Genomic DNA, 25,900 nt, shown 5'->3' with positions numbered 1-25,900 from the left:
TCAGGCGGCGCTCTCCAGAATGGCCATTTCGGCGGCTTTGACGGCGTCCGGGTTTTCCACGTTGATCCACAGACCGTCGAGCTGCACGCCGAAAAGCCGGCCTTCTTCGAGGGCGCGATCGAAAAGCGCGTTGAGAGAGAAAACCTCTCCCGGCGGGTCGCGGAAGAGACGGGGCGACAGGATCGCAGCACCCGCATAGGCGAACGGCGCCACGGTGCGCTCGGCCCGCCGCGTCAGGCGCCCGTCCTTGCCGAGCATGAAATCGCCGGTGCCCGAATAGCCGGCCGAGGCGACGGTCGAGGCGAGAAGGAGAAGCCCGTCCATCTCATCGTCGTTCCAGCCGCTGATCAGCCAATCGAGATTGGGCCGCACGCCTTCGAGCCAGAAGGAATCGCAATTGCGCAGAAGAAACGGACCCTCGCCCAGAAGCGGCAGAGCCTTGAGGCAGCCGCCGCCCGTATCGAGGAGCTTCGCGCGCTCGTCGGAGACGATGGTCTTGGGCGCGCGCCGGCGTCCGAGATGCGCCTCGACGAGGTCCGCCATGTAATGGACGTTGACGACGGCCTTCTCGATGCCGGCAGCCGCGAGGCCGTCAAGGCAATGGTCGATGAGAGCTTTGCCCGCGACCTCGATCAGAGGTTTGGGCGTGGTGGTGGAAAGCGGGCGCATACGCCGGCCATAGCCAGCGGACAACACCATGGCGGTGGAGAGAACGGCCAAGTGCGGCAACTCCGAAACGATCAGAGATAGGGGTCATAGCATCGGCGAAGCTCCGACAGAACCGGCCTCTCGAGGCTGCGACGGAGCCGCGCGCGGATGCGCGGGATATGGCTGCGATAGGCCGGCTTGCCCTCGTGTGCAAGCCGCGCGAAGGCCCCGAGCACTTTCGTAGCGCGTTGTGCGCCGAGAATGGCGCAGGCATCGCGGAAGGGCGCCTCGTCGAAGGCGGGATCGGCGGCGCGGCGGCCTCGGATATAGCGTGCGACGAGTGCTTCTTCCTCCGCCTCGTCGATGTCGACGCGCAGATCCTGTGCGAGCGATGCGACATCATAGGCGGGATCGCCCAAAAGCGCGTCCTGGAAGTCGATGACACCCACCCGGTCGGTCCCGTCGGTCCCTTCGAGCCAGATGATGTTCGGCGAATGATAATCGCGCAGCACGATCACCCGCTCACGGCCGGCAAGCCTGTCGAAAAGCGCGCGCCAGAGCGCCAGAAACTCATCGCGCGCCGCGTCGCTCATCTCCGGTCCCGCCTCGCGCCCGGCGAAATGCTCGGTGAAGAGGGCCGTCTCGATGAGAAGCGCCTCGGTGTCGTAGGGCGGCAAATCGGGTGCGCGGATACTGTGAGATGCCGAGGCATCCGCTGAGACCTCGCAAAGATGCAGGCGCAGGAGAAGATCGACCGCGGCTTCGTAGCGTTCGATGATCGGCCGGCGGTCGGCCGTGATGATCGGCTCGCTGCCGAAATCTTCCACCAGAAGCAGCCCGTCGCTCACATCCTGCGCCAGGACCTGCGGCACCCGCACGCCGCGCTCGGCAAGGAGCGAGCCGACATTGAGGAAGGCCGAGAGATCGCGCGCGCGATGCGCCACCGCGTCGTAACTCTTGCCCTGCCAGACCGCCGGTCCCTCGGGCCGGGCGGGCGCATTCATCAATATCGCCTCGGCTCCGTCGACGATGCGCTCGTAGCTGCGCCCGGAGGCATCACCGAGGATTGGATTGCGTGTGGCGCCGGCCCGTCCCGAGCGATCGAGAAATCGGCGGATCGCGAAGCTGCGTGTCAGCCGCTCGCCCCAGTCGCCACCGGCGACGACCACAACGTCGCGCCCTTCGGCCGCGAGCTCAAACGTGAGATTGGCGGCGTCCGGCCAAGCGAGGTCGCCGAGCTCCGGCCATTCGGCGAGAAGCACGGTGTCGTCTGCAAGGTCGAAAAGCCCGATCTCCTCCGCCTCGTCGGGGTCACCCAGCCGGTAAAGATCGGCATGCACGACCGGAAAGCGTGCGAAGGGATAATCGATGCGCAGCGGGAAGGTGGGGCTCGGCACTTCGAAGGTGGGATCGCCCGCGAGGCTGCGAATGAAGGCGCGCGCGAAACTCGTCTTGCCGCTGCCGAGATCGCCCGACAGGAGGATGCGATCGCCAGGTCTTGCGGCGGCCGCGAAATCTTCCGCCAGCCGGTTCGTCGCCTCCTCGTCGGCAAGGTGCGGCCTGAAGCTCGGCGCCGTTTCCGCCTCTTTCGGCTCGATCGCGCCCACGTCGGTCATTCGGCGGCTTCTTGAGCCTTGCTGATATCGGCAGGGAGCCGCACCCAGCTCGTGGTGCCTTCACCGGGTTCGGAATCGATGGCGATGTCGCCTTGATGCAGCTCGACGAGGCGCTTGACGATCGACAGGCCGAGGCCAGCGCCGCGCCGGCCGCCTTCAGGCGCCGTGCCTTCGAAGGGTTCGAAGACGTCGTCGCGGATCTCCGGCGGAATGCCCGGGCCCTGGTCGCGCACGACGAAGACGACCGAACCGTCCTGGCGCTGCGCGCGGATTTCCACGCGGCTTCCCGACGGCGAGAAATTGATGGCGTTGGAGAGGAGGTTGTAGAGGATCTGGCGCACGCGCGACGCGTCGGCGCGAAAATTCCCAAGCGTCTCGTCGGCCTGGATGAACAGGTCGATGTCCTTCTCCTCGATGCGGTCGCGCACGCCGACGACGGCGCCGTGCACGACTTCGCTGATGTCCACCTTGTCGATCTCGAGCTCCATGATGCCGGCATCGACGGTGGCGAGATCGAGGATGTTGTTGATGAGGACGAGGAGCGAATCTGAGGATTGCGCGATGTGGTCCATATATTCGCGCTGCTGGGCGTTGAGTTCGCCCGCCGCGCCGGCGGCCAGGATCTGCGCAAAGCCGATGATGGAGGTGAGGGGCGAGCGCAGCTCGTAGGATACGTGCTGGATGAAATCGGATTTGAGCCGATCCGTTTCCTCAAGCAGCCGGTTGCGCTCTTCCAGGAAGCGATGCGCCTCGGCCTTCTCCGTGACGTCCGCGAAGGTCAGGAGCGTCATGCCCTGCGGCAGCGGCACGGTGGAATATTCGATGATGGAGCCGTTGCGCCGCTCCATCCGCCCCGCGAGGCTCTCAGCCGCCTCCATCCGCGTGATGGCGTTGGAGATCTTCGTCCAGGCGCCCTGTTCGGGAAAGAACAGCATCCAATGCCCGATGAGGGTCGAGATATGCGGCTCTTCCTTGAGGAAATCGGGCGACAGCTGCCACATCTCGGCAAGCACCGGATTGTAGAGCCTCAACCTCCCGTCCGATCCGAAGACGCCTACCGCTTCCGAAAGGTGGTCGAGCGTCTCGCCCTGCATGCGCGACAGGGTGTTGACCCGGCTTTCCAGGGACAGGCGCTCGGTGACGTTCTCGTAGATATAGGTGAAGCCGCCCTGCTGGTTGGGCGTGGCGATCATGCGGAAGGACCGCCGGTCCGGCAGGTGCCACATCTCCTCGCGCGGCTGCGGATCAGCGTAATGTTCAAGATGCTGGCGCCGCCATTCGCGATAATTTGCCTGTTCCGGCAGGCGCCGCTCGGCCCGAATCTGGTCGAGAAGGACGCCCTCTTCGGTGCCGGTCGCGAGAAAGCGCGCCGGCAGATCCCACAAAGCCCGGAAGGCGGCATTGGCGAATTGCAGCCGCGCCTCGCCGTCGAAGACGGCGATCGCCGTCGAAAGCTGGTCGAGTAGGCGGGAGTTGACCTCGATGTTCTGCTTGAGCTCCTGGCGCGCGGTCTCGACTTCCGTCACGTCGATGGCAAGGCCGATCGTGCCGTTCTCGACCTTGATGTCGAAGATCTCCATCTGCTTTTCGGCACCGGCAATCTCGACCGGAGCCACCGCATGGTAATGGGCCCCGTCGCGATGCGCCTCGCGCACGGCGCCGCGCGTTGCCGGTTCCAGCAATTCCGTGCCGCGCGTCGTCACCATGGTGAGATCGGGTGCGCCCACGGCCTGAACATAGGCGGAGTTCGCCCAGCTGAGCCGCCCGTGCTGATTGCGGCGCCACAGCGGGAAGGGCAGCGCCTCGGCGAGGCTGCGCAGCGCCGTCATCTCGGCGATGACGACGCCGGCCTGTTCTTTCAATTCGGCGAACGAGCGGCGTTCGCCGGTCAGCTCGCGCAGGCGCAAAATGACGCGGGGGCCGCTGGTGCGCCCGTTCGCCTCCAGGAAACAATCGGTCTGCGTGCGCAGCGAGAGATGGAAGGCTTCCCCCGTCTCCCAGAGCTGATCGAGGGCCCATTGCAGCTCTTCGGCACTGCGCGGTTCGAGCCAGGAGAAGAAATCGAGAAAGAGCTCGCCGGAGGTCGGCGCGCCGACATGGCTCGGCAGGGTCCCATGTACGTCCGCGGCGGCGTCGGGACGGCTCCAGCACAGGGTCTTCTGATCGTCACTGGCAAGGAGCGCTTCGGAGCGATCGAGCGCCTGCTTGAGCCGGGCGATCTGCTGTTGTGCGGCGGCGAGGCCGTTGTCGCGGTCGCGCCGCAACAAGAGCGACAACGCAATCGTGGCCGCGCCGGCGAAGCCCGCGGTAATGGCGAGCCAGAGAATCTGGGAAAAACCCGTCCCTTCTCCGAAAAGCGGATGGGCGAACGCACTGTCGGCGGAAAAGGCGAAGAGGGCGGCGGTCGCGACGCCGGGGATGAGCCTGCCCGAAGCTCGAATCGCTCTGTGCCGGGCCTGCCGGTTCAATATCGTCTCCGCCACGTCTGCTTGATACCGGGTGACCGCCCCGGCATTCACACCCGAATCGTACCTTACCCGCTTCGCCGAAAGTCGGAAAGGTTACCGCGAGTTAATAAACATTCGGGCCGGCCGCTGGGGAGCGGCCGGCCCGATGAAGCGCTTCGCTGAAACGAATCAGTAGCGGTAATGGTCGGCCTTGAACGGCCCTTCCGGCGAGACGCCGATATAGTCCGCCTGATCCGGCCGCAGTTTGGTCAGCGTGATGTTGAGCTTCTTGAGGTGCAGAGACGCAACCTTTTCGTCCAGATGCTTGGGCAGCACGTAGACCTGGTTCTCGTACTTTTCCGACTTCGTCCACAGCTCGATTTGCGCCAGCACCTGGTTGGTGAACGAGGCGGACATGACGAAGCTCGGATGGCCGGTGGCGTTGCCGAGATTGAGGAGACGCCCCTGCGACAAGAGGATCATCCGCTTGCCGTCAGGGAACTGAATCATGTCGACCTGCGGCTTGATATTGGTCCATGTCAGGTTGCGCAGTGCGCTGACCTGAATTTCGTTGTCGAAGTGACCGATATTGCCGACGATCGCCATGTCCTTCATGGCGCGCATATGGTCGAGCGTGATTACGTCCTTGTTGCCCGTGGCGGTGACGAAGATGTCGGCCTCCGGGGCCGCCTCTTCGAGCGTGACGACTTCAAAGCCGTCCATCGCCGCCTGCAGGGCGCAGATCGGGTCGACTTCCGTGACCTTCACCCGGGCGCCGGCGCCGCGAAGTGACTGGGCCGAGCCCTTGCCGACATCGCCGTACCCGCAGACGAGAGCGACCTTGCCGGCCATCATCACGTCGGTGGCGCGACGGATGCCGTCGACGAGCGATTCACGGCAACCGTATTTGTTGTCGAACTTCGACTTCGTCACGCTGTCGTTGACGTTGAAGGCCGGGAAGGGAAGGAGGCCCTTCCGCTGCAGGTCGTAGAGACGCATGACGCCCGTCGTGGTCTCTTCCGAAACGCCGCGGATGGCGCTCCGCACCTTCACGAACCACTCAGGATCCTTCTCCAGCCGGCGCTTGATCGCGGCATAGAGCGCCTCTTCCTCTTCGTTCTGAGGATCGGAGATGAGGGACGGGTCGTCCTTGGCGCGCGCGCCAAGGAGAACGAGAAGCGTCGCGTCGCCGCCGTCGTCGAGGATCATGTTGGCGGTTTCGCCGTTCGGCCACTCGAAGATGCGGTCGGCGTAATCCCAGTATTCGGGAAGCGTCTCACCCTTGATCGCATAGACCGGGATGCCGGCAGCGGCGATGGCGGCGGCCGCATGGTCCTGGGTCGAATAGATGTTGCACGAGGCCCAGCGCACTTCCGCGCCGAGAGCGACCAGCGTCTCGATGAGGACGGCCGTCTGGATCGTCATATGCAGCGAGCCGGCGATGCGCGCGCCCTTGAGAGGCTTCGATTCGCCGAACTCCTCCCGAAGCGCCATGAGGCCCGGCATTTCGGTCTCGGCGATTTCGATTTCTTTGCGGCCCCAATCGGCCAGCGAAAGATCTTTGACGATGAAATCTTCGTTCTGGGACATGCGGTTCTCGGCTTGTGGAAGATCAGTTGCTTGGCGCGCGGTTACCATGGTGGGCAGAGGCCAGCAAGTCGCGGGCTCTGCCTCTGTCGAGCGCCAGTTGACGATAGGGAACCTGCGCGGGGCTGTCTCGCAAAAGCTGGCGGACCCTGCACCGATACGAAAACGCAGGAAGTCCGAGGCTTTTGTCGCGCGGTTTCAATATGCGCGCCGGTTCGGTGAAACTTGGCGAGCGTTGCATCGGGCGAAGCCCAGTTCAGCTTTCACGGGCGAGCTTGAGCGCAGCCGCACGCTGCATCAACGCCTGAAGGACGCCGTCGAGACGTCGCGATGCCGTGCGGTCCTTCAGCTCCTCACGCTCGTCGAAAGCGTTTTCGGCCTCCGGCAAAAGAAAATGCTCAGGGATCACGAGCGCGCCGAGCGCGCTTGCCTCGAGCACCTGCCGCAGAGCGAGAAGGCCGCAAAGACCGCCGAACCGATCGCTCGACGCGGATGCGAGTGCGAAGACGCGGTCGCGGAAGGGCTTCACGTCCTCCCGGCCCATCCAATCAATGGCATTTTTCAAGATGGCCGGGATGCCGGCATTGTCTTCCGGGCTAACGATCAGGACGGCATCGTGAGCCCGGAATTGCCGGGCGAGGGCGCGGGCTTTCTCCGGGACACCGCCCCGCAAGTCGACATCGCCCTCGTAGAACGGCAAAGGGTAATCGCCGAGCGACACCCGCGTCACCTCTGCACCGCGAAGGGCGAGCGTCTTGGTGGCGACGGCGGCAAGCCGGGTGTTGAGCGAACCGGAGCTCAGCGAGCCCGGCAGCACCAGCACCCGAATGGCCATCAGGCCGCCTCTTTTTCGAAGATCCACACCCGCCCGGGAGGCAGGTTGAAAGCCACCCACGGCGACTTCTCCACCGTGAAGGAGCCGGGAACGGACTTCTGCGGTGATGTGAAGGAATAGGAAAGCTGGGTCAGATTTCCGCCTGGGCGCACGCGCGACAGGCAGTCTTCGATGAACCGGCGCCGTTTCTCTTCGGGAATGAGGAGCACGGGCACACCGGAGAGCACGGCCGAAAACTCGGTATCGGCAAATTCGCCGAGCGTGTTCTGAAGGTCGAAAGCGTCGCCGCGGATGAGATTGACCCTCGGGAAGCGCTTCTTCAGCAGCTCATAGAAATGCTGCTCGAACTCCACGCAGACGAGGCGTTCCTGCGGAATGCCGGAGCGGATCAGCTCCTCGGTGATGACGCCGGTGCCGGGCCCGAGTTCCAATGTCCAGCCTTCCGGATCGGGCCGGCCGTGCTTGATCATCATGCGGGCGAAGGCGCGACTGGACGGCGACACCGCCCCCATTTTCAAAGGGCGTTGGGCCCAAGTCTTGAAGAAGCGGAATTCGTCTTCGATCCGTTCCGCTAAAGGCGTCCCCGTTTGGACCATTTTTCGACCTTTCATGCTCTTGTCACGGCACACATAAAGTAATGCGCCGCTTCCCCCATTTCAGGCATTTCCATGAAACTTATGTGTCGCCGAGGGATTCCAGAAAATCCTTCACCCGGGCGAAGAAACCCGTCGATTCGGGATTGTTGTCTTCCGACTGCGCCTTTTCGAATTCCTCGAGGATCTCGCGTTGGCGCCGCGACAGGTTCTGTGGCGTTTCGACGACGATCTGCACATACATGTCGCCGAAATTGCGTGAGCGCAGGATCGGCATGCCCTTGCCTTTGAGGCGAAACTGCTTGCCGGTCTGGGTTCCCTCCGGCACCCGCACGCGCGTGCGCCCGCCTTCCACCGTCGGCACTTCGAACTGACCGCCGAGCGCCGCCGTGGTGAAGGACACCGGCACGCGGCAGAAAATGTCGGCTCCGTCGCGCTGGAAGAATTCGTGCGGCTTGATCGACAGGAAAATATAGAGGTCGCCCGCCGGTCCGCCTCTGAGGCCCGCCTCGCCTTCGCCCGCAAGCCGGATGCGCGTGCCGTCTTCGATGCCGGCTGGAATGTTGACGGAGAGGGTCCGCCGTTCCGAAAGCCGCCCGGAGCCCGAGCATTTGCTGCACGGATCGGAAATGACGGTGCCGCGGCCATGGCAGGTCGGGCAGGTCTGCTGAATCTGGAAGAAACCCTGCGTGGCGCGGATGCGCCCGGCGCCGCGGCAGGTCGGGCAGGTGGTCGGCGAAGAGCCAGGCTTCGCGCCGGAACCCGAGCACACGTCGCAGGTGACGGAGGTCGGAACTTCGATCTCCACCGTCTTGCCGTTGAACGCCTCTTCGAGCGTGACTTCGAGATTGTATCGGAGATCCGACCCGCGCTCGCGCCCGCCGGAGCGGCGCCCGCCGGCCATGAACTCTCCGAAAATATCGTCGAAAATGTCGGAGAAGGAGCCGAAGCCTGCAGCCCCGGCACCGGCGCCGCCACCGCGGCCGAAGCCGCCGTTCTCGAACGCCTGATGGCCGAAGCGATCGTAGGCAGCGCGCTTTTGCGGGTCGCGCAGCACCTCGTAGGCTTCGCCGATTTCTTTGAAGCGGTGCTCGGCCTCTTCATCACCCGGATTGCGATCCGGATGGTATTGCATGGCCATTTTGCGAAAGGCTGATTTGAGAGCCTTCTCGTCGGCCTCTCGGCCGACGCCCAGAACTTCGTAATAGTCGCGCTTGGCCACGGCTCAGGCGCTCCTCTTGATTGATGCGAAAGGCACAACCCCCACCGGCCGCAAAGCGAGTTTGCCGCGGCTGCGCTTTCCCTGCGTGTAGCGGGCGCGCCGGACGGCTGCAATGCGAGACGGGCGCAGGTTGCGCCGATTGCTTTTATTTACCACTGCAAATCGTGATGCCCGCCAAGCCGACGGAAAGCAAAGACGCTTTCCCTGCGGCGTTCCCGCGCGATTTTCTCCGTCATCCACACGCAAGGTGCAGCGGAAGGGAGAAGTCGCGGCGGAGATTGCAGCAATGGCCATGGACCGGGCAAAAATGACGAGCCCGAGGCGATGCCTCGGGCTCTCGATCATTGGCGTTACGCGGACTTTTTCTGGTCGTCGTCCTGGATTTCCTCGAAATCCGCGTCGACCACATCCTCGTCCTTGTTGCCGCTGGCCTCGCCGGCGGCTTCCGCACCGCCTTCGGCACCGGATTCTTCCTGCGCCTTGTAGACGGCCTCGCCGAGTTTCATGGAGGCCATCGCCAGGGCCTGCGACTTCGCCTCGATGTCGGCCTTGTCGTCGCCCTTGGCGGCTTCCTTCAACTCGGCAAGCGCGGTTTCGATCGCCTGCTTGGTTTCGCCGTCGACCTTGTCGCCATGCTCAGACAGCGACTTCTCGGTGCCGTGGATGAGGGCTTCGGCCTGGTTCTTGGCTTCCACCACCTCGCGCCGCTTCTTGTCGGCGTCGGCATTGGCTTCGGCTTCCTTCACCATCTTGTCGATGTCCTCGTCGGAAAGACCGCCCGAAGCCTGAATGGTGATTTTCTGCTCTTTGCCGGTGCCCTTGTCGTGCGCCGAGACATTGACGATGCCGTTGGCGTCGATGTCGAAGGTGACCTCGATCTGCGGCATGCCGCGCGGTGCGGGCGGAATGCCCTCGAGATTGAACTGGCCGAGGATCTTGTTGTCGGCAGCCATCTCGCGCTCGCCCTGGAAGACCCGGATCGTCACGGCGTTCTGGTTGTCTTCGGCCGTGGAGAAGACCTGGCTCTTCTTGGTCGGGATCGTGGTGTTGCGGTCGATGAGGCGCGTGAACACGCCGCCAAGCGTCTCGATGCCGAGCGACAGAGGCGTCACGTCGAGAAGCAGAACGTCCTTCACCTCGCCCTGCAGCACGCCGGCCTGAATGGCCGCACCCATGGCGACGACCTCGTCCGGATTGACGCCCTTGTGCGGCTCCTTGCCGAAGAGGTTCTTCACCACTTCCTGGACCTTCGGCATGCGCGTCATGCCACCGACGAGAACCACCTCGTCGATGTCGCCGGCCGCGATGCCGGCGTCCTTGAGCGCCGCCTTCACCGGGTCGACCGTGCGCTGCACGAGGTCATCCACCAGGCTCTCGAACTTGGCGCGCGAGAGTTTCATGGTGAGATGCTTCGGGCCCGACGAATCGGCGGTGATGTAGGGCAGGTTCACCTCGGTCTGCTGCGAAGAAGAAAGCTCGATCTTGGCCTTCTCCGCGGCTTCCTTGAGGCGCTGCAATGCGAGCGGGTCGTTCCTGAGGTCGATGCCCTGCTCTTTCTTGAACTCGTCGGCGAGATAATCGACGAGGCGCATGTCGAAATCCTCGCCGCCGAGGAAGGTGTCGCCGTTCGTCGACTTCACCTCAAACACGCCGTCGCCGATTTCCAGCACCGAGATATCGAAGGTGCCGCCGCCGAGGTCATAGACGGCGATGGTCTTGCCGTCGTTCTTGTCGAGGCCGTAGGCGAGGGCAGCCGCGGTCGGCTCGTTGATGATGCGCAGAACTTCCAGACCCGCGATTTTGCCGGCGTCCTTGGTCGCCTGGCGCTGCGCGTCGTTGAAGTAGGCCGGAACGGTGATGACGGCCTTTTCGACCTTCTCGCCGAGATAGCTTTCCGCCGTTTCGCGCATCTTCTGCAGGATCATGGCCGAGATCTGCGACGGCGAATATTTCTCGCTGTTCGCTTCGACCCATGCATCGCCATTGTCGGCGCGCACGATCTTGTAGGGAACGAGCTTCTGATCCTTGGCAACGGTCGGGTCGTCGAAACGCCGGCCGATCAGGCGCTTGACGGCAAAGACCGTGCGCTGCGGGTTGGTGACGGCCTGGCGCTTTGCCGGCTGGCCAACGAGGCGCTCGTCTTCCTCCGTGAAAGCCACCATGGACGGCGTGGTGCGTGCGCCCTCGGAATTCTCAATGACTTTGGGATTCTTGCCGTCCATGACGGCGATGCACGAATTCGTCGTGCCGAGGTCAATGCCGATGACTTTCGCCATGTTCAATCACTCCTTTGTCGGCAGGCCGGCCGGACCCCTTCTGGCATCCGCACGAGGCAAAACGCCTTCACCAGCCCCCATGGTCTGACGTTCGAAAAACCTTTCGCGCTGGCTCTCCGCCGCGCGTTGACGGTCATATAAGAAGGGGGTTTGGGAGCCGCAAGTAAGAAGGGCCCTGAGGTTGCACAAGCCGAGCGGCCGACCGAGATATTGATCGTACCGCTGCCACGGGGTCTCATGCTCGCTGGCAAGCGTTTGAAAACACTGAAGGTCTGGATTGAAAGATTCGGCATGACGGCTCTTGAGGGTTTCAAATTGGCGCCAAGCTTCCTCGACCGGGGCGCGCAGGAGCAGCTCGTCGAAGATCTTCGTGCGCTCCTGAAAGAGGCACCTTTCTACACGCCCGTCATGCCGCGCTCCGGCAAGCCCTTCTCGGTGCGCATGACGAATTGCGGCACGCTCGGCTGGGTGTCGGACCGCGCCGGCTATCGCTACCAGCCGACGCATCCCGAGACGGGCCGGCCATGGCCTCCGATCCCACAGGTTCTTCTGGATGCCTGGGCGGAACTCGGCGGCTATTCGAGGCCGCCGGAAGCCTGCCTCGTCAATTTCTATGCGTCGGGAACGCGCATGGGCCTGCATCAGGACCGGGACGAAAAGGATCTTGCAGCACCCGTCGTCTCGCTGTCTCTCGGTGACGAGGCCGTGTTCCGCATCGGTGGCCACAGCCGCAAGGATCCGACCGGTTCGTTGCGCCTGAAATCCGGGGACGCGCTGGTCCTGGGCGGCGAGGCGCGTCTCGCCTTCCACGGTGTCGACCGGATCATCGCCGGCACCTCGACGCTTTTGCCTAAAGGCGGGCGGATCAATCTGACGCTGCGGCGGGTGACGAAGAGCGAATAGGTTCGCCCTCGTAGGCGCCTATGCCAGATCCTTGCCGAAATCGCTCTTGCGGAAGAGAGCGTGGAGCGTGATGCCGGCCTGACGGAAAGCCTCTTCCGCCCCTTCCTGCCGATCGACGAGCGTCAACACGTGCTGCACCTCGGCGCCGGCCTCACGCAGGATCGAAATCGCCTGCATGGCCGATCCGCCGGTGGTGGTGACGTCCTCGACGACGAGAAGAGACTGGCCTGTGAGGCTCTCGCCTTCTGCAAGCCCTTCGATCTGGCTCTGCGTGCCGTGGCCCTTCGCTTCCTTGCGCACGAAGATCGCCTTCACCGGCGTGCCGGCAACTGCGCTCATCGCCGCCGTCGCCGAGACGAGCGGCACGGCCCCCATGGCGAGCCCGCCGACATAGACGAGCTTCAATTCGTGCGCTTTTGCCGCGACGGCCGCGCCGATGAGGCGTGCGCCTTCCGGATCGAGCATCGTCGGTTTCAGGTTGAAGTAGATCGTACTCTTTCGCCCCGAGACGAGCGTGAACTCGCCGCCCTGGCGGAAGGAGCGTTCCTTGATGATGGAAAAAAGTGCTGCTTGATCGTCCATGTCGCCTCCGCCTCCCGAAAGGCAGGAAAGCCGGCGGCGGGTCAAGCCTTCAGCGTGTCGGGCAAGGATTTGTGCAGGCCTTTCGGCCGGCAACACTACCGAGCGCGGGTCGCACCGCCTGACGCCGCACAAAGAAAAACGCCCCCTCTTGCGAGGAGGCGCATTGGTCAAATCCGGTGGGAATGGCGCTTATTGTGCCTCGGGCTTCGGCGCCTGATTGGCGGCCTTGTCCGGAGTCGGTCCGCCCTTGGCGACGCCGACGAGGGCCGCACGCAGAACCCGGTCGCCGATCATATAACCCTCCTGGGCCACCTGCACGATGGTGCCGGCCGGCACGCTCGGATCCGGGACCTCGAACATCGCCTGATGGCGATGCGGATCGAACCGTTCGCCCATCGCCGGAATTATCACGACCTCATGGCGCTCCAGAATACGGTCGAGTTCGCGCGCCGTCATCTGCACGCCTTCGAGCAGGGCCTTCAGCTCCGGATCTTCCGTGCCCCAGGCCTTTTCGTCGACGGCACCCAGCGCACGGCGCAGATTGTCGCCGACCTGCAGCATGTCGGTCGCGAATTTGGTCATGGAATAGCGACGCGCGTCCTGCACGTCGCGGGCGGCGCGCCGGCGAAGATTCTCCGCCTCGGCGGCAGCCCGCAAAAGCCGGTCCGTGAGGTCGGATTTCTCCGCCTCCAGCCGGGCGATCAGCTCTTCCACACTCTCCTGTGCGGCGGCGTCCTCGGCAGCCTGCGCGGCGGCATCTGCCTCTGCGGCCTCTGCTGCGCCCGCTGCATATTCGGCGCCAGCGCCAAGCGGCGGCTCGTTGTCCTGTCTCGGCGCTTCGTTGGTTTCGGTGTTACGCTTTTCGGTATCCATCGCGAAGCTTCGATCTCTCGTAGGTGATCTCAAGTCGAGCGGCATATCAGGGCTCACACTGGGAAAATCAACCCGCCGGCCCGCAACCTATGTCTAATCACACATTCTCAGCGGCGAATGAGCTGTGTCATCAGTTGCGCCGTGTAATCGACCACGGGAATGACGCGAGCATAGTTCAGCCGGGTCGGACCGATCACGCCGAGCACCCCCACGACGCGTTCTCCGCTGTCGCGAAAAGGCGCCACGACGAGCGACGAGCCGGAGAGCGAAAACAATTTGTTCTCCGAGCCGATGAAAATGCGCACTCCTTCGCCTTCTTCCGTCAGGTTGAGGAGCTGGATGATGTCCGTCTTGGTCTCAAGATCGTCGAAGAGGATCCGGATGCGCTCCAGATCCTCGATCGCCCTGAGATCGGTCAGAAGCTTGGAGCGGCCGCGCACGATGAGGGTGGCCGGCTCCTGTGCCGGGCCCGACCATTGCGCCAGCCCTTCCGAGATGATCGTCTCCGACAGGGCGTCGATGGCCTGTCGGCGCTCTTCACGCTTGCGCTCGAGTTCGGCGCGCGCTTCCGCCAGCGTGCGCCCGCGGATATGGGCGTTGAGATAGTTGGAGGCTTCCGTCAGGGCCGAGGTCGGCAGGCCGCGCGGCACGTTGACGACGCGGTTTTCCACCGTGCCGTCATCGGCCACGAGCACGACGAGCGCCCGGTCCTGCTCGATGCGCACGAATTCAATGTGTTTGAGCCGCAGGTCCTGTTTGGCGGCAACCACCACGCCGGCGCCTTCCGACAGGCCCGACAGGGTCTGGCTCGCCTCCGTCAGCAGCGATTCGACGCTCTTTTCGCCGTCGCCGGTGCGCACCTGTTTTTCGATCGCCTGCCGCTCGTTGTCGCTGAGACCGCCGACCTCCAGAAACGAATCGATGAAGAACCTGAGGCCCATTTCCGTGGGCATGCGTCCGGCGCTCGTATGCGGCGCAAAGACGAGGCCCATGGATTCCAGGTCCGACATGACATTGCGCACGGACGCCGGCGACAAGGCCGTCGACAGAAGGCGGCTGATGTTGCGCGAGCCGACCGGCTCGCCGCGTTCCAGGTAACTCTCGACGATGCGTCGAAAGATCTCCCGCGAACGGTCGTCCAAAGCTGTCAGCATTTCCGATTTCATCATGGGACGTTCCCCGGTGCCGGGGCACCTTTGATGCCTCATATTGCTTCGCCGAGGGCATCACGCAAGGCACTCGCCTTGCCGTCGGCGGATGGAATGCGTAACAGGGCCCACATTCTTGAAGGAGGATTTCATGCGCCCATCGCGACGGGCCGCCGAGGAGATGCGCGCCGTCTCGCTTGAGCGCCGGGTTTCGAAATATGCGGAAGGATCGTGCCTCGTTCGCTTCGGCGACACGCAGGTGATGTGTCTGGCAAGTGTCGCCGAGCAGGTGCCGCCGTGGCTGCGCGGCGGTGGCCGCGGCTGGGTGACGGCCGAATATGGTATGCTGCCGCGCTCGACCGGCGATCGCATGCGCCGCGAGGCGAGCCAGGGCAAGCAGGGCGGCCGCACCATGGAAATCCAGCGCCTGATCGGCCGCTCATTGCGCGCGGTCGTCGATCTGAAGGCTCTCGGCGAGCGCCAGATCACCGTCGATTGCGACGTCATCCAGGCCGATGGCGGAACGCGCACCGCGGCGATCACCGGTGCCTGGGTGGCGCTGCACGACGCGCTCGAATGGATGCGCGCCCGCGACATCGTCAAGGCTCCGGTTCTCACCGACCATGTGGCGGCGATCTCTTGCGGCATCTATCGCAGCGAGCCGGTGCTCGATCTCGATTATGCGGAAGATTCCGACGCGGAAACGGATGCGAACTTCGTCATCACCGGCAGCGGCAATCTCGTCGAAGTGCAGGCGACGGCGGAGGGCAAGCCCTTCAGCGAGGAAGAGCTTATCGCCCTCATGGGCCTGGCGCGCAAAGGCATCGGCCGTCTCGTCGATTTGCAGAAGATGGCAGTCGAGTGATGGTGAAACTGGCCTTGGAGCCCGGACCTCTCGTCGTTGCGAGCCACAATCCCGGCAAGGTGGCCGAGATCCGGGCACTCCTCGACCCGTTCGGCTTCACGGTTCATTCCGCGGCCGATCTCGGTCTGATCGAGCCGGAGGAAACCGGCTCGACCTTCGCTGAGAACGCGATTTTGAAGGCACGCACCGCCTGCGACGCCGCGGGCCTTCCCGCACTTGCCGATGATTCCGGCCTCACGGTCGATGCGCTGAATGGCGATCCCGGCATCTATTCTGCCCGCTGGGCAGGGCCGGACAAGGACTTTGCCCAGGCGATGCGCAACATCGAGGAGAAGCTTCAGATGCAGGGGGCGGTGACGCCCGAGGCCCGCGGCGGAGCCTTCGTCTGCGTCCTGGCGCTCGCTTTGCCCGACGGAGTTGTGGAGAGCTTTGAAGGAAAAGTGGAGGGCACGCTGGTGTGGCCGCCGCGCGGCGAACATGGCTTCGGTTACGATCCGATGTTTCAGCCGGAGGGCCATGAGCGCACCTTCGGCGAGATGAGTGCGGAAGAAAAACACGGCTGGAAGCCCGGTGAACGCAATCCGCTTTCGCATCGGGCGCGTGCGTTCGAAGCGTTCGCCGTCGCCTGTCTCGGTCTCAACGGAGGCTGATGCTGCATGATCCCGGCCGCGGAGACGGAATTCGGCATCTATCTGCATTGGCCCTTCTGCGCGGCCAAATGCCCTTATTGCGACTTCAACTCGCATGTGCGGCACCAAAAGGTGGACCAGGCGGCCTTCGTTTCGGCTTTCCGGCGCGAGCTCGGCTTTTTTGCCGAACGCACGCGCGGGCGGCGGGTTACGAGCATCTTCTTCGGTGGCGGCACACCGTCCTTGATGGAGCCGGCGACGGTCGCAGCGCTTCTCGAGGCGATCGCCGCGAATTGGACGGTCGCGGAAAATGCTGAAATCAGCCTCGAGGCCAATCCTTCGAGCGTCGAAGCGGAGCGCTTCCGCGGCTATCGCAAAGAGGGTGTGAACCGGGTTTCACTTGGCGTGCAGGCTCTCGACGATGCGTCGCTGAAGGCGCTCGGCCGGCTGCACAACCGCGCGGAGGCGCTCGCAGCTGTCGAACTCGCCCGCGAGATCTTTCCGCGACTGTCCTTCGATCTCATCTATGCGCGCTCGAACCAGTCGCTTGAGGATTGGCGGCGCGAGCTCGGCGAGGCCATCGGCTTTGCGGCCGACCATCTGTCTCTTTATCAGCTGACGATCGAGCCGGGCACGCCGTTTGCGGCCCTCCATCAGGCCGGCAAGCTCACGTTGCCCGATCCCGACGCCTCGGCCGATTTCTACGAGCTGACGCAGGAGATGATGATTGCCGCCGGCCTGCCGGCCTATGAAATCTCCAACCATGCGCGGCCGGGGGCTGAAAGCCGTCACAACCTCACCTACTGGCGCTATGGCGAATGGGTCGGCGTCGGTCCCGGCGCCCATGGCCGCGTGCGTGGCGAGGGTGGGCGTTTTGCGACCGTGGCGGAGGCGCATCCGGAGACATGGCGCAGCCGGGTCGAAGAAGCGGGCAACGGCCTGATCGAAGACCGCCTTCTGAGCCTGGAGGAGGAGGCGGACGAGCTCCTCGTTATGGGGCTGCGTCTCGTCGAGGGCATCGATCTTGCGCGTTATCAGGCGCTTGCCGGCCGCCCGCTGCAGGAAAGCCGGATCCACGACCTCGTGGAGCACGGCATGATGCAGCTCGAACCGGATGGACGTCTGCGCGCGACGCCTGCCGGTCTCGTCGTCCTCGATGCCGTCGTGGCCGATCTTGCAGCGTGATGAGAGCCTTAAGGTCGTGGTTAACCCGGCCTTAAATTGCCGCTTTTAGCGTTACACCGGATCCTTATGGCAGTGCAGGACATCTGATGGCGGGGCGGAAGGCAAAGCAGCGCGTCGAGCCGCGGCTCGGCGAGAGCGGCGGCATCCGCGTGGAGGCGCGCGACCGGCCGGCCGGCGGGACGTCGCAGCGCAAACCGAAAGCCAAGACGGCAAAAAGCCGTTCCTCCGCGCCCCGCAGAAGAAAGGCGCGCGGATCGGGCGGCGGATTTCTGAGGCGGACGCTCTACTGGGGGTCGGTTCTGGCCGTGTGGGGCTTGATCGCCGTCGTCGGCATCATCGCCTGGTACGGCGTCCAGATGCCGCCGACGTCGGAATGGCGGGTGCCGGAGCGGCCGCCCAATGTTCGCATCCTCGCTGTCGACGGCGCCCTCATCGGTAATCGTGGCGACACCGGCGGCCAGGCGGTCAGGCTTTCCGAACTTCCCGATTATGTGCCCGAAGCGGTCATCGCGATCGAGGACCATCGCTTTCGCCAGCATTTCGGCGTCGATCCGATCGGTCTTTCCCGTGCGGTCGTGCGCAATCTCGTCTCCGGCGGTGTCGTGCAGGGCGGCTCGACGCTCACCCAGCAGCTTGCCAAGAACATGTTCCTGACGCCTGAGCGCTCGATCCGGCGAAAGATCCAGGAAATGCTTCTGGCGCTCTGGCTGGAGCACAAATACTCCAAGGGCGAAATCCTGGAGATGTATCTGAACCGGGTCTATTTCGGCGGGGGCGCCTATGGTGTCGATGCGGCGGCCCATCGCTTCTTCGCCAAGGATTCAAGCAATCTCAACCTGGCGGAAGCCGCGATGCTGGCGGGTCTCGTCAAGGCACCGTCGCATTATCAGCCGGACCGCAATTTCGATGCGGCCGAGGCGCGCGCCCGCCTCGTCCTCGATGCGATGGTGCGCGAAGGCTTTGTCACGGCCGCGCAGGCGAAGCATGCCAAGGAGAATCCGCCACGCATCGCCTCGCGCCATCGCGTTCACGCGGAAAACTACGTCGCCGATTTCGTCATGGATCGGCTCCCTTCCTATGTCGGTGCGATCGATGAGGACGTCACGGTCTACACCACCATCGATCTGTCGCTGGAGCGCGAGGCGGAGTCGGCGCTTGTCGAAGGCCTGAAGGCGAACGGCGACAAATACGGCGTGCATCAGGGGGCTCTGGTGGCGCTCGATGGCACCGGTGCGATCCGTGCCATGGTCGGCGGACGTTCCTACGACAAGAGCCAGTTCAATCGCGCGGTTCAGGCGAAGCGCCAGCCCGGCTCCTCCTTCAAACCCTTCGTCTATCTGACAGCGCTCGAACAGGGTCTCAGGCCGGAGACGGTGCGCGTCGACAAGCCGGTGCGGATCGGCAATTGGGAGCCGCACAATTATTCCAACAAATACGAGGGGCCGGTGACGCTGAAGACGGCGCTCGCCCGCTCGCTGAATACGGTCGCTGCGCAGCTTGCCGCCGAAGTCGGACCGCAGAACGTCGTCGCGACGGCCCACCGGATGGGCATCAGCTCCGACCTCAAGGCCAACGCCACGATCGCTCTCGGAACGTCGGAAGTGAGCCTGTTGGAGCTGACGGGTGCTTATGCGCCGCTTGCCAATGGCGGTTTCGCCGTCCTCCCGCACGCGATCGAACGTGTCGTCACCGATGACGGAAAAACGCTCTTCCAGCGTTCCAGCCCGGGGCTCGGACGTGTCGTGGATCTGCACACCGTCGCGATGATGAACGAGATGATGAAGGCGACGCTCGAGATCGGGACCGGGCGCAAGGCCCAGATCCCCGGCTGGCCCGCCGGCGGCAAAACCGGCACCAGCCAGGATTGGCGCGATGCCTGGTTCGTCGGCTACACGGCCAATCTGACGGCGGGCGTCTGGGTCGGCAACGACGACAATTCGCCGACCAAGAAGGCTTCGGGCGGTAATGTGCCGTCGATGATCTGGGCGGATTTCATGAAAGCGGCGCATCGCGGCGTGGCCGTTGAGGCCTTGCCGGGCGAGGGGCTTTATAGCCCTGCGATTGCTCAAAATCCGGGGGCGGGACAGCCTTCGGCCGCGGGATCCGGCGGCGATGCGCAATATCGTGACTGGATTCTCAACCGCGACAGCGACCGCACACAGACCGGTCCGTCGCGGCCGCAGCGCGGCAATGGCGGCCAGGGAGGCATTGGCGGATTCTTCGGCCGTATCTTCGGCAATTAGAAGGATTTATGTCATCGCGACAACAGGCGCGCCTCGCGCATGCAAAGCGACCTTGACGGCGACCTTCCTCCCGGGCAAGACCCACCGAACGACCTTCCTGCCCGTGCGGATCAGCCTTCGGGTAGCTCTCCCATATTCAAAGGAGGCGTGTGCGTGCCCCGAGAACATTTCCTGTTTACCAGCGAGTCGGTGTCCGAGGGCCATCCCGACAAGGTGTGCGACCGTATTTCGGACTGCGTGGTCGATGCCCATCTGGCAAAGTTCCCCGAAGCTCGCGTGGCCTGCGAGACGCTGGCGACGACCAACCGTGTCCTGATCGCCGGTGAAGTGCGCGGCTCGCCTGAGGTCGATGCAGCCGTCGTCGAGCAATGCGCCCGTGAGGCGATCCGCGACATCGGCTACCACCAGGAAGGCTTCCACTGGCAGAATTGTCAGGTCGACGTGCTCCTTCATGAACAATCTCCCGACATCGCCCAGGGCGTCGATGCGGGCGAGGCGAAGGAAGAAGGTGCTGGCGACCAGGGCATCATGTTCGGCTTCGCCTGCCGCGAGACGCCGGAGCTCATGCCGGCGCCGATCCTTTATGCGCACAAGATCCTCCACCTGATGGCGGAAGCGCGTCACGCCGGCCGTGCGCCGGAGTTGATGCCGGATTCCAAATCGCAGGTGACGGTGCGTTATGAAAACGGCGTGCCGGTCGGCGTGCATTCCATCGTAGTGTCGACGCAGCATGCCAAAGGCCTGACCTCCGCGGACGTGCGCAAGATCGTCGAGCCCTTCGTTTACGAGGCGCTGCCGGAAGGCTGGATCAACGACGAGACCACCTGGCACGTCAATCCGACGGGCAAGTTCGAGGTGGGCGGCCCGGACGGCGATTGCGGCCTGACCGGACGCAAGATCATCGTCGACACCTATGGCGGTGCGGCCCCCCATGGCGGCGGTGCCTTTTCCGGCAAGGATCCGACCAAGGTCGATCGCTCAGCGGCTTATGCGGCGCGTTACCTCGCCAAGAACATCGTTGCGGCCGATCTCGCCGAGCGCTGCACGATCCAGGTCTCCTATGCGATCGGCGTCGCCAAGCCCTTGTCGATCTATGTCGATACGCACGAGACGGCGAAGAATGTGCGTGCCTCCGACATTGAACGTGCGATCAACAAGGTGATGGATCTCTCGCCACGCGGTATCCGCCAGCACCTGCAGCTCAACCGCCCCATCTACGCCCGCACGGCGGCCTATGGTCATTTCGGCCGGGCGCCGGAGGCAGATGGCGGCTTCTCCTGGGAAAAGACCGATCTCGCCGACAGCATCCGCGACGCGCTCTGAGAATGGGTCGGCCGCGGACCGGCCGACCACAAGCTCGCTTCACGGCCGCCGCAAGGGCAAGAAGCTCACCGCCCATCGCGAGGCGCTCATGGAGCGCCTTTTGCCGCAGCTCGCCCTCGATCTGAGCGAGCCGGCACCCGACAATCTGTCAGGGCTTTTTGCGGCTGGCGTCGAGGATCTGCGTCTGGAGATCGGCTTCGGCGGGGGCGAGCATCTGATCCACGAAGCCCGCAAGACGCCGTCCTCAGGCTTTTTCGGTGTCGAGCCTTTCGTGAACGGCATGGCGAAGGCCGTCGCCGCGATCGAAGGCGAAGAGCTGGCGAACATCCGCCTGTATGACGGCGATGCGGCCAACCTCCTCGATTGGTTGCCGCCACAAAGCCTGTCGCGCGTCGATCTTTTCTATCCCGATCCCTGGCCGAAGCGGCGGCATTGGAAGCGTCGCTTCGTCAATGCCGAAAACCTTGCGCGCATTCATCGTGTGCTGCGCCCGGGCGGGGTTTTTCGCTTTGCAAGCGACATCCCTTCTTACGTCGATTGGACGATGATCCGCGTCCTGCGCCATGGCGGCTTCGCATGGCCGGCCGAGACGGTGGCGGACTGGCGCGAGCCCTATCCTGGCTGGCCCGGCACGCGCTACGAGGCGAAGGCGTTGCGAGAAGGGCGCCGGCCCGCCTATCTGACCTTCCGAAAAATCTAGCGCCTCAGGCGCTGGCGAAGACGCCGCCGCGACGTGCATCACCGGCGCCGGAAAAGCGGCCTTTTCCGTCATTTTCGGCGACATGCACGCCGCCAAAATAAAGCGAGCGCTCGCGCCAGGCCCTGAGCTCCGGCTCGATGTCTCTGAGCCGTGCGAGATCGGCCCGCTCGGCGGCCGCCTCCACGTCGAGCTGCCCGTTCTCGAAATGCAGGCGTGGCGCTGACACGGCCGTGTCCGCATCGGCATGTTCCAGAAAGAGGTTGGCAGCGACGTTGAAGATTGCCGTGCGGATGCGCGAGGATCCTCCCGTGCCGAAGGCGGTGATCTCGCCATCCGGGCCGAGAGCCAGCGTCGGCGCCATCATGGAGGCAAGGCGCATGCCCGCCTCGCAGGCGTGGAAGCCCTTCGGATTGAGATCCTCCTCGCCCAGCATATTGTTGAACATGAAGCCCATTCCCGGCACCATTCGGCCGTTGCCCTCGCCGTTGGAGACGGTCGCAGCGGCTGCCATGCCGGCGCGGTCGACGACACTCACATGCGTCGTGCCGCGGCTGACGACGCGGCTTGCCGGACCATCGTCGTCCCGATCTGCAAGAAGCGCGTCGAAATTTCCGGAAAGACGCGCTTTCTCCATCTCCCTGAGGGCTGTCAGCCTGGCGGGCGCGTCGCTTTTCTTTTGCCGGACGAGCGCCTGAAGCGCGATCGCCGAAAGACTGCCTCCGAGTGATGGGGGCGGATTGAGGAAAAGCGTGGTTTCGCCGAGGGCAAGCGCAAGCGGATCGCGCTCCTGCACCTGATAGCGGCGGAAATCCGCGGTTTCGAGCAGGCCCCCATGCGTGGTGCACTGCTCGATCATCGCCGCCTCGAGCGTGGCAAGGCGCCCGGCTCCGATTTCCTGGAAGGCCTCAGCGAGCGCCTCGTTGCGGAAGAGATCTCCGGCGCGCAGGAGGCGCCCCGAAGGCGCGAAGAGCCGGCGCACGTCGGTATCCGCGGTGATGATCGGTTCGACGATCTCGAACATGCGCGCCTGCAATGGCTCGATCGTCACGCCCTTGCGGGCAGCTGCGATCGAAGGCTCCACGAGATCGCTGAGCGGCAGGCGGCCGAGCTTTTCTGAGGCGGCCGCGATCCCGGCAAGAAAACCGGGCGTTGCCGCCGCACCTGCGCCGATATGGAAGGACTGGGTGGTTTCGCCGAAATCGGCATGGATCTCGAAAAAATCGATGTCTCCGTCGGGCGGCAAAGCGAGGGGCGCGTCGCAGAAGAAGTCGAAGAGATGTGGCTGCGCGCCGTCATAGGCCATGAGAAAGCCGCCGCCACCCGGCGCGGCAAGGATGGGTTCGGTGACGCAGGCGGTCAGCAGCGCCCCGATGCAGGCGTCCACGGCATTGCCGCCCTCGCACAGAATGGCGACAGCGGCGGCCGCCGTCTCACGATGGCCGCAGGCGACAGCGCCCTTTGCCTGCTCTTTGCCCATGAAGCCTCGCTAAGCCGCAGGTGAGACCGAAACGATGACCCGGCACAGGGATAAACTGGACGGGTCCCGAAGCCGGATACAAAACGGCCGGCGCACCGTTGCGATACGCCGGCCGTGACAACAAAGATGACAGCGTCGCCTATTCGGCGGCGTCTTTCAGACGCGGGGCTGCCGCCAGAACCTCTGCATCGACGTCGCCGGCGAATTGCTTGAAGTTCTCGGAGAACATTTCCAGCAGCTTCTCGGCCTGACGGTCGTAGGCGGCCTTGTCGCTCCAGGTCTCACGCGGATGCAGAACCTTGGCATCGACACCTTCGAGCTCGGTCGGGATCTCGAGGCCGAAGACCGGCTCCTTCTCCATCGGCGCCTTCTCAAGCGTGCCCTCGAGCGCGGCTTCCAGCAGCCGCCGCGTCAGCTTCAGCGGCATGCGCTTGCCGACGCCGTAGGGGCCACCGCTCCAGCCGGTGTTGACCAGCCAGCAGGTCACGGCGTGCTTGTTGATGTGCTCGCGCAGAAGGTCGCCATAGACGGCGGGAAGGCGCGGCATGAAGGGCGCGCCGAAGCAGGTCGAGAAGGTCGCCTCCGGCTCCGTCACGCCACGTTCGGTGCCCGCCACCTTGGCGGTATAGCCGGACAGGAAGTGCACCATCGCCTGCTCGGCCGAGAGCTTGGAGATCGGCGGCAGAACGCCGAACGCGTCGCAGGTCAGCATGACGATGTGGTTGGGCTGGCCGCCCATGCCCGTGTCGCTCGCATTGGCGATATAGTCGAGCGGATAGGCCGAGCGCGTGTTTTCCGTCAGCGATCCGTCGTCGAAGTCTGGTTTGCGGGTGTCCTCGTCGAGGACGACGTTTTCCAGAACCGTGCCGAAGCGGGTGGACGCTGCGTAGATCTCCGGCTCCTGATCTGCGGAAAGTCGGATCGTCTTCGCATAGCAGCCGCCTTCGAAATTGAAGACGCCGTTCTCGCTCCAGCCATGCTCGTCGTCGCCGATGAGCGTGCGCTCAGGATCGGCCGACAGCGTGGTCTTTCCGGTGCCCGACAGGCCGAAGAAGATGGCGACGTCGCCATTGTCCGCCTCGTTGGCCGAACAATGCATCGGCATCACGCCCTTCTCCGGCAGGAGATAGTTGAGAAGCGTGAAGACGGACTTCTTGATCTCGCCGGCATAGGCGGATCCGCCGATGAGGATGAGCTTCTTCGAAAAGTTGACAGCGATCACGGTTTCGGTGCGGCAGCCATGCCGCTCGGGGTCCGCCTTGAAGCTCGGCAGATCGATGACCGTGAACTCCGGCAGGAAGGAGGCGCGGGCCTCCGCGTCCGGTACGCGCAGAAGGTTATGAATGAACAGCGAATGCCAGGCGAGCTCGGTGTAGACGCGGACATTGAGGCGATGAACCGGATCGGCGCCGCCGCACATGTCCTGCGCATAGAGCGTCATCCCGTCGGCATGGGCGAGAAAGTCCTCGCGCAGACGCTCGAAAGCCTCCGGCTCCATGGCGCCGTTGCCGCCCCACCAGATGGTGTTTTCCGTCTTCTCGTCGCGAACGATGAACTTGTCTTTCGGCGACCGACCGGTGTGCTTGCCGGTCGTTGCGACGACCGCGCCGTCTGAAGAAAAGCGGGCTTCGCCGCGCCGGATGGCGTGCTCGGCAAGCTCCGCCTGCGGAAGATTCCAGAAAACCCTTTTGACCCTATCAAGCCCAACAGCTTCGACCCCGCATGCGGGGTTGCGCTTGCCACTCTCCTCCACCATTCACTCCTATATGTTTTTGAGCCGGACATCCCCCCGGAGCCGGCTACCCCTGTTTCTGCATAGACGGGTGCTATGCGCAGTCGCAAGAGCGACATTTGCAACTCTGATCCCTAATTCGCAGTTGTGTCCCTGCGACGGCAGGCATCTTTTAAGTTACGGAACCTTACAGATTTCTCATGTTCCGCAACGGCATTTTTTGTGCAACCTGCCACAATTCGTTCGCATTCTGTCACAAGAGCGGCGCAGGCGCAGTCTTTGGCGCCGCAAACCACCGGTAGGAGCATCACCCCATGGCGACCATCGCACTCGTGGATGACGATCGCAACATCCTGACTTCCGTGGCGATGACGCTGGAATCAGAAGGCTATCGCGTCACGACCTTCAACGACGGCGCCTCCGCGCTCGATGGGCTGACGCAGGCCCCGCCGGACCTTGCCATTCTCGATATCAAGATGCCGCGCATGGACGGCATGGAGCTCCTGCGCAAACTGCGGCAGAAGACGGACCTGCCGGTGATTTTTCTGACCTCGAAGGATGAAGAGATCGACGAGCTTTTCGGCCTCAAGATGGGAGCCGACGATTTCATCAAAAAGCCGTTCTCGCAGCGGCTTCTGGTTGAACGGGTGCGCGCCGTCTTGCGCCGTGCCCAGCCCAAGGAAATGGGCCCTGCGCGCACCGGCGACAGCTCAAAGACATTGGAGCGCGGCGCCCTTGTCATGGATCAGGAGCGCCACACCTGCACGTGGAATAACGAGAATGTGACCCTGACCGTCACGGAATTTCTGATTCTTTTCGCACTGGCTCAGCGGCCTGGCGTGGTCAAAAGCCGCAACGCACTGATGGATGCGGCCTATGACGATCAGGTCTATGTGGATGACCGCACCATCGACAGCCACATCAAGCGGCTCCGCAAGAAGTTCAAGGCCGTCGATGACGAGTTCAACATGATCGAGACCCTCTACGGTGTCGGATATCGCTTCCGCGAGACATGA

General features: G+C 63.9%; 21 protein-coding genes. 8 read left to right on the top strand and 13 right to left on the bottom strand.

The features are described from left to right. From EO094_RS00380 to dnaK, 8 genes are all read right to left on the bottom strand, one after another. Positions 1–699 (bottom strand): nucleotidyltransferase family protein, encoded by a 699-nt coding sequence (locus EO094_RS00380; protein ID WP_205649846.1) that lies wholly within the window; start codon positions 697–699, stop codon positions 1–3. Between the two features lie 41 nt (positions 700–740). Then, a complete protein-coding gene (gene tsaE, locus EO094_RS00375) occupies positions 741–2,264 on the bottom strand; it encodes a tRNA (adenosine(37)-N6)-threonylcarbamoyltransferase complex ATPase subunit type 1 TsaE (RefSeq protein WP_128290389.1) in 1,524 nt (507 codons plus the stop codon). After that, positions 2,261–4,732 (bottom strand): sensor histidine kinase, encoded by a 2,472-nt coding sequence (locus EO094_RS00370; protein ID WP_128290388.1) that lies wholly within the window; start codon positions 4,730–4,732, stop codon positions 2,261–2,263. The genes tsaE and EO094_RS00370 overlap by 4 nt, the downstream gene beginning before the upstream one ends. Before the next feature lie 168 nt (positions 4,733–4,900). Beyond that, entirely contained in the window at positions 4,901–6,301 is a 1,401-nt protein-coding gene (gene ahcY, locus EO094_RS00365) for an adenosylhomocysteinase (protein WP_128290387.1), read from the bottom strand. Positions 6,302–6,554: 253 nt separating this feature from the next. After that, positions 6,555–7,133: an NADPH-dependent FMN reductase gene (locus EO094_RS00360; protein ID WP_128290386.1), complete on the bottom strand. Its 579-nt coding sequence runs from the start codon at positions 7,131–7,133 to the stop codon at positions 6,555–6,557. Continuing rightward, on the bottom strand, positions 7,133–7,636 hold the full coding sequence (locus EO094_RS00355) for a class I SAM-dependent methyltransferase (protein ID WP_164879497.1): 504 nt from the start codon (positions 7,634–7,636) through the stop codon (positions 7,133–7,135). The genes EO094_RS00360 and EO094_RS00355 overlap by 1 nt, the downstream gene beginning before the upstream one ends. A 172-nt stretch (positions 7,637–7,808) precedes the next feature. After that, on the bottom strand, positions 7,809–8,948 hold the full coding sequence (gene dnaJ, locus EO094_RS00350) for a molecular chaperone DnaJ (protein ID WP_128290384.1): 1,140 nt from the start codon (positions 8,946–8,948) through the stop codon (positions 7,809–7,811). A 350-nt stretch (positions 8,949–9,298) separates the two neighbouring features. Continuing rightward, positions 9,299–11,224 (bottom strand): molecular chaperone DnaK, encoded by a 1,926-nt coding sequence (dnaK, locus tag EO094_RS00345; RefSeq protein ID WP_128290383.1) that lies wholly within the window; start codon positions 11,222–11,224, stop codon positions 9,299–9,301. Between the two features lie 291 nt (positions 11,225–11,515). On the opposite strand from dnaK, the gene EO094_RS00340 reads away from it, so the two are divergent. Further along, a complete protein-coding gene (locus tag EO094_RS00340) occupies positions 11,516–12,127 on the top strand; it encodes an alpha-ketoglutarate-dependent dioxygenase AlkB family protein (protein WP_128290382.1) in 612 nt (203 codons plus the stop codon). An 18-nt stretch (positions 12,128–12,145) separates the two neighbouring features. Here the strand turns inward: EO094_RS00340 and pyrE are convergent, their stop codons facing one another. The 3 genes from pyrE to hrcA all read right to left on the bottom strand — a co-directional run bounded on the left by pyrE (position 12,146) and on the right by hrcA (position 14,751). Further along, entirely contained in the window at positions 12,146–12,709 is a 564-nt protein-coding gene (gene pyrE, locus EO094_RS00335) for an orotate phosphoribosyltransferase (RefSeq protein ID WP_128290381.1), read from the bottom strand. A gap of 189 nt (positions 12,710–12,898) precedes the next feature. Further along, the gene (gene grpE, locus EO094_RS00330) at positions 12,899–13,582 is read right to left on the bottom strand and encodes a nucleotide exchange factor GrpE (RefSeq protein ID WP_128290380.1); all 684 of its coding nucleotides are present in this window, start codon (positions 13,580–13,582) and stop codon (positions 12,899–12,901) included. A gap of 107 nt (positions 13,583–13,689) precedes the next feature. Then, the gene (gene hrcA / locus EO094_RS00325; RefSeq protein WP_128290379.1) at positions 13,690–14,751 is read right to left on the bottom strand and encodes a heat-inducible transcriptional repressor HrcA; all 1,062 of its coding nucleotides are present in this window, start codon (positions 14,749–14,751) and stop codon (positions 13,690–13,692) included. A gap of 130 nt (positions 14,752–14,881) precedes the next feature. Here hrcA and rph point away from each other — a divergent pair, with 130 nt between their 5' ends. From rph to trmB, 6 genes are all read left to right on the top strand, one after another. Beyond that, entirely contained in the window at positions 14,882–15,595 is a 714-nt protein-coding gene (rph, locus tag EO094_RS00320) for a ribonuclease PH (RefSeq protein WP_128290378.1), read from the top strand. After that, positions 15,595–16,245, top strand: coding sequence for an RdgB/HAM1 family non-canonical purine NTP pyrophosphatase (gene rdgB / locus EO094_RS00315; RefSeq protein ID WP_128290377.1), 651 nt, complete (start codon positions 15,595–15,597; stop codon positions 16,243–16,245). The genes rph and rdgB overlap by 1 nt, the downstream gene beginning before the upstream one ends. A 6-nt stretch (positions 16,246–16,251) precedes the next feature. Further along, the gene (gene hemW, locus EO094_RS00310; protein WP_128290376.1) at positions 16,252–17,409 is read left to right on the top strand and encodes a radical SAM family heme chaperone HemW; all 1,158 of its coding nucleotides are present in this window, start codon (positions 16,252–16,254) and stop codon (positions 17,407–17,409) included. Positions 17,410–17,495: 86 nt separating this feature from the next. Then, positions 17,496–19,652 (top strand): transglycosylase domain-containing protein, encoded by a 2,157-nt coding sequence (locus EO094_RS00305; protein ID WP_128290375.1) that lies wholly within the window; start codon positions 17,496–17,498, stop codon positions 19,650–19,652. Between the two features lie 153 nt (positions 19,653–19,805). Further along, positions 19,806–20,975, top strand: a complete 1,170-nt coding sequence (gene metK / locus EO094_RS00300; protein WP_128290374.1) for a methionine adenosyltransferase — start codon at positions 19,806–19,808, stop codon at positions 20,973–20,975. Between the two features lie 88 nt (positions 20,976–21,063). After that, positions 21,064–21,675, top strand: coding sequence for a tRNA (guanosine(46)-N7)-methyltransferase TrmB (gene trmB / locus EO094_RS00295; protein ID WP_425455814.1), 612 nt, complete (start codon positions 21,064–21,066; stop codon positions 21,673–21,675). A 4-nt stretch (positions 21,676–21,679) separates the two neighbouring features. Here trmB and EO094_RS00290 read toward each other — a convergent pair whose 3' ends face one another. Together EO094_RS00290 and EO094_RS00285 are read right to left on the bottom strand one after the other, a co-directional pair. Continuing rightward, positions 21,680–23,152: a gamma-glutamyltransferase gene (locus EO094_RS00290; protein ID WP_128290372.1), complete on the bottom strand. Its 1,473-nt coding sequence runs from the start codon at positions 23,150–23,152 to the stop codon at positions 21,680–21,682. A gap of 139 nt (positions 23,153–23,291) precedes the next feature. Beyond that, positions 23,292–24,905: a phosphoenolpyruvate carboxykinase gene (locus EO094_RS00285; RefSeq protein ID WP_164879590.1), complete on the bottom strand. Its 1,614-nt coding sequence runs from the start codon at positions 24,903–24,905 to the stop codon at positions 23,292–23,294. Positions 24,906–25,198: 293 nt separating this feature from the next. On the opposite strand from EO094_RS00285, the gene EO094_RS00280 reads away from it, so the two are divergent. Next, positions 25,199–25,900 (top strand): response regulator transcription factor, encoded by a 702-nt coding sequence (locus EO094_RS00280; protein ID WP_092811799.1) that lies wholly within the window; start codon positions 25,199–25,201, stop codon positions 25,898–25,900.

The organism is Afifella aestuarii (genome assembly GCF_004023665.1).
Classification (GTDB): Bacteria; Pseudomonadota; Alphaproteobacteria; order Rhizobiales; family Afifellaceae; genus Afifella; species Afifella aestuarii.
The sequence above is the reverse complement of the archived record's forward strand: the minus strand, read 5'-3'. Positions and strand labels throughout refer to the sequence as shown.

Excerpts from the sequence above, each read along its gene's own strand:
- EO094_RS00290 (WP_128290372.1), bottom strand. The coding sequence starts at position 23,152 with ATGGGCAAAGAGCAGGCAAAGGGCGCTGTCGCCTGCGGCCATCGTGAG.
- rdgB (WP_128290377.1), top strand. The coding sequence starts at position 15,595 with ATGGTGAAACTGGCCTTGGAGCCCGGACCTCTCGTCGTTGCGAGCCAC.
- EO094_RS00360 (WP_128290386.1), bottom strand. The coding sequence starts at position 7,133 with ATGGCCATTCGGGTGCTGGTGCTGCCGGGCTCGCTGAGCTCCGGTTCG.
- pyrE (WP_128290381.1), bottom strand. The coding sequence starts at position 12,709 with ATGGACGATCAAGCAGCACTTTTTTCCATCATCAAGGAACGCTCCTTC.
- hemW (WP_128290376.1), top strand. The coding sequence starts at position 16,252 with ATGATCCCGGCCGCGGAGACGGAATTCGGCATCTATCTGCATTGGCCC.
- EO094_RS00305 (WP_128290375.1), top strand. The coding sequence starts at position 17,496 with ATGGCGGGGCGGAAGGCAAAGCAGCGCGTCGAGCCGCGGCTCGGCGAG.
- ahcY (WP_128290387.1), bottom strand. The coding sequence starts at position 6,301 with ATGTCCCAGAACGAAGATTTCATCGTCAAAGATCTTTCGCTGGCCGAT.
- trmB (WP_425455814.1), top strand. The coding sequence starts at position 21,064 with ATGGAGCGCCTTTTGCCGCAGCTCGCCCTCGATCTGAGCGAGCCGGCA.
- EO094_RS00380 (WP_205649846.1), bottom strand. The coding sequence starts at position 699 with ATGGTGTTGTCCGCTGGCTATGGCCGGCGTATGCGCCCGCTTTCCACC.
- hrcA (WP_128290379.1), bottom strand. The coding sequence starts at position 14,751 with ATGATGAAATCGGAAATGCTGACAGCTTTGGACGACCGTTCGCGGGAG.
- EO094_RS00280 (WP_092811799.1), top strand. The coding sequence starts at position 25,199 with ATGGCGACCATCGCACTCGTGGATGACGATCGCAACATCCTGACTTCC.
- dnaK (WP_128290383.1), bottom strand. The coding sequence starts at position 11,224 with ATGGCGAAAGTCATCGGCATTGACCTCGGCACGACGAATTCGTGCATC.
- tsaE (WP_128290389.1), bottom strand. The coding sequence starts at position 2,264 with ATGACCGACGTGGGCGCGATCGAGCCGAAAGAGGCGGAAACGGCGCCG.
- grpE (WP_128290380.1), bottom strand. The coding sequence starts at position 13,582 with ATGGATACCGAAAAGCGTAACACCGAAACCAACGAAGCGCCGAGACAG.
- EO094_RS00340 (WP_128290382.1), top strand. The coding sequence starts at position 11,516 with ATGACGGCTCTTGAGGGTTTCAAATTGGCGCCAAGCTTCCTCGACCGG.
- rph (WP_128290378.1), top strand. The coding sequence starts at position 14,882 with ATGCGCCCATCGCGACGGGCCGCCGAGGAGATGCGCGCCGTCTCGCTT.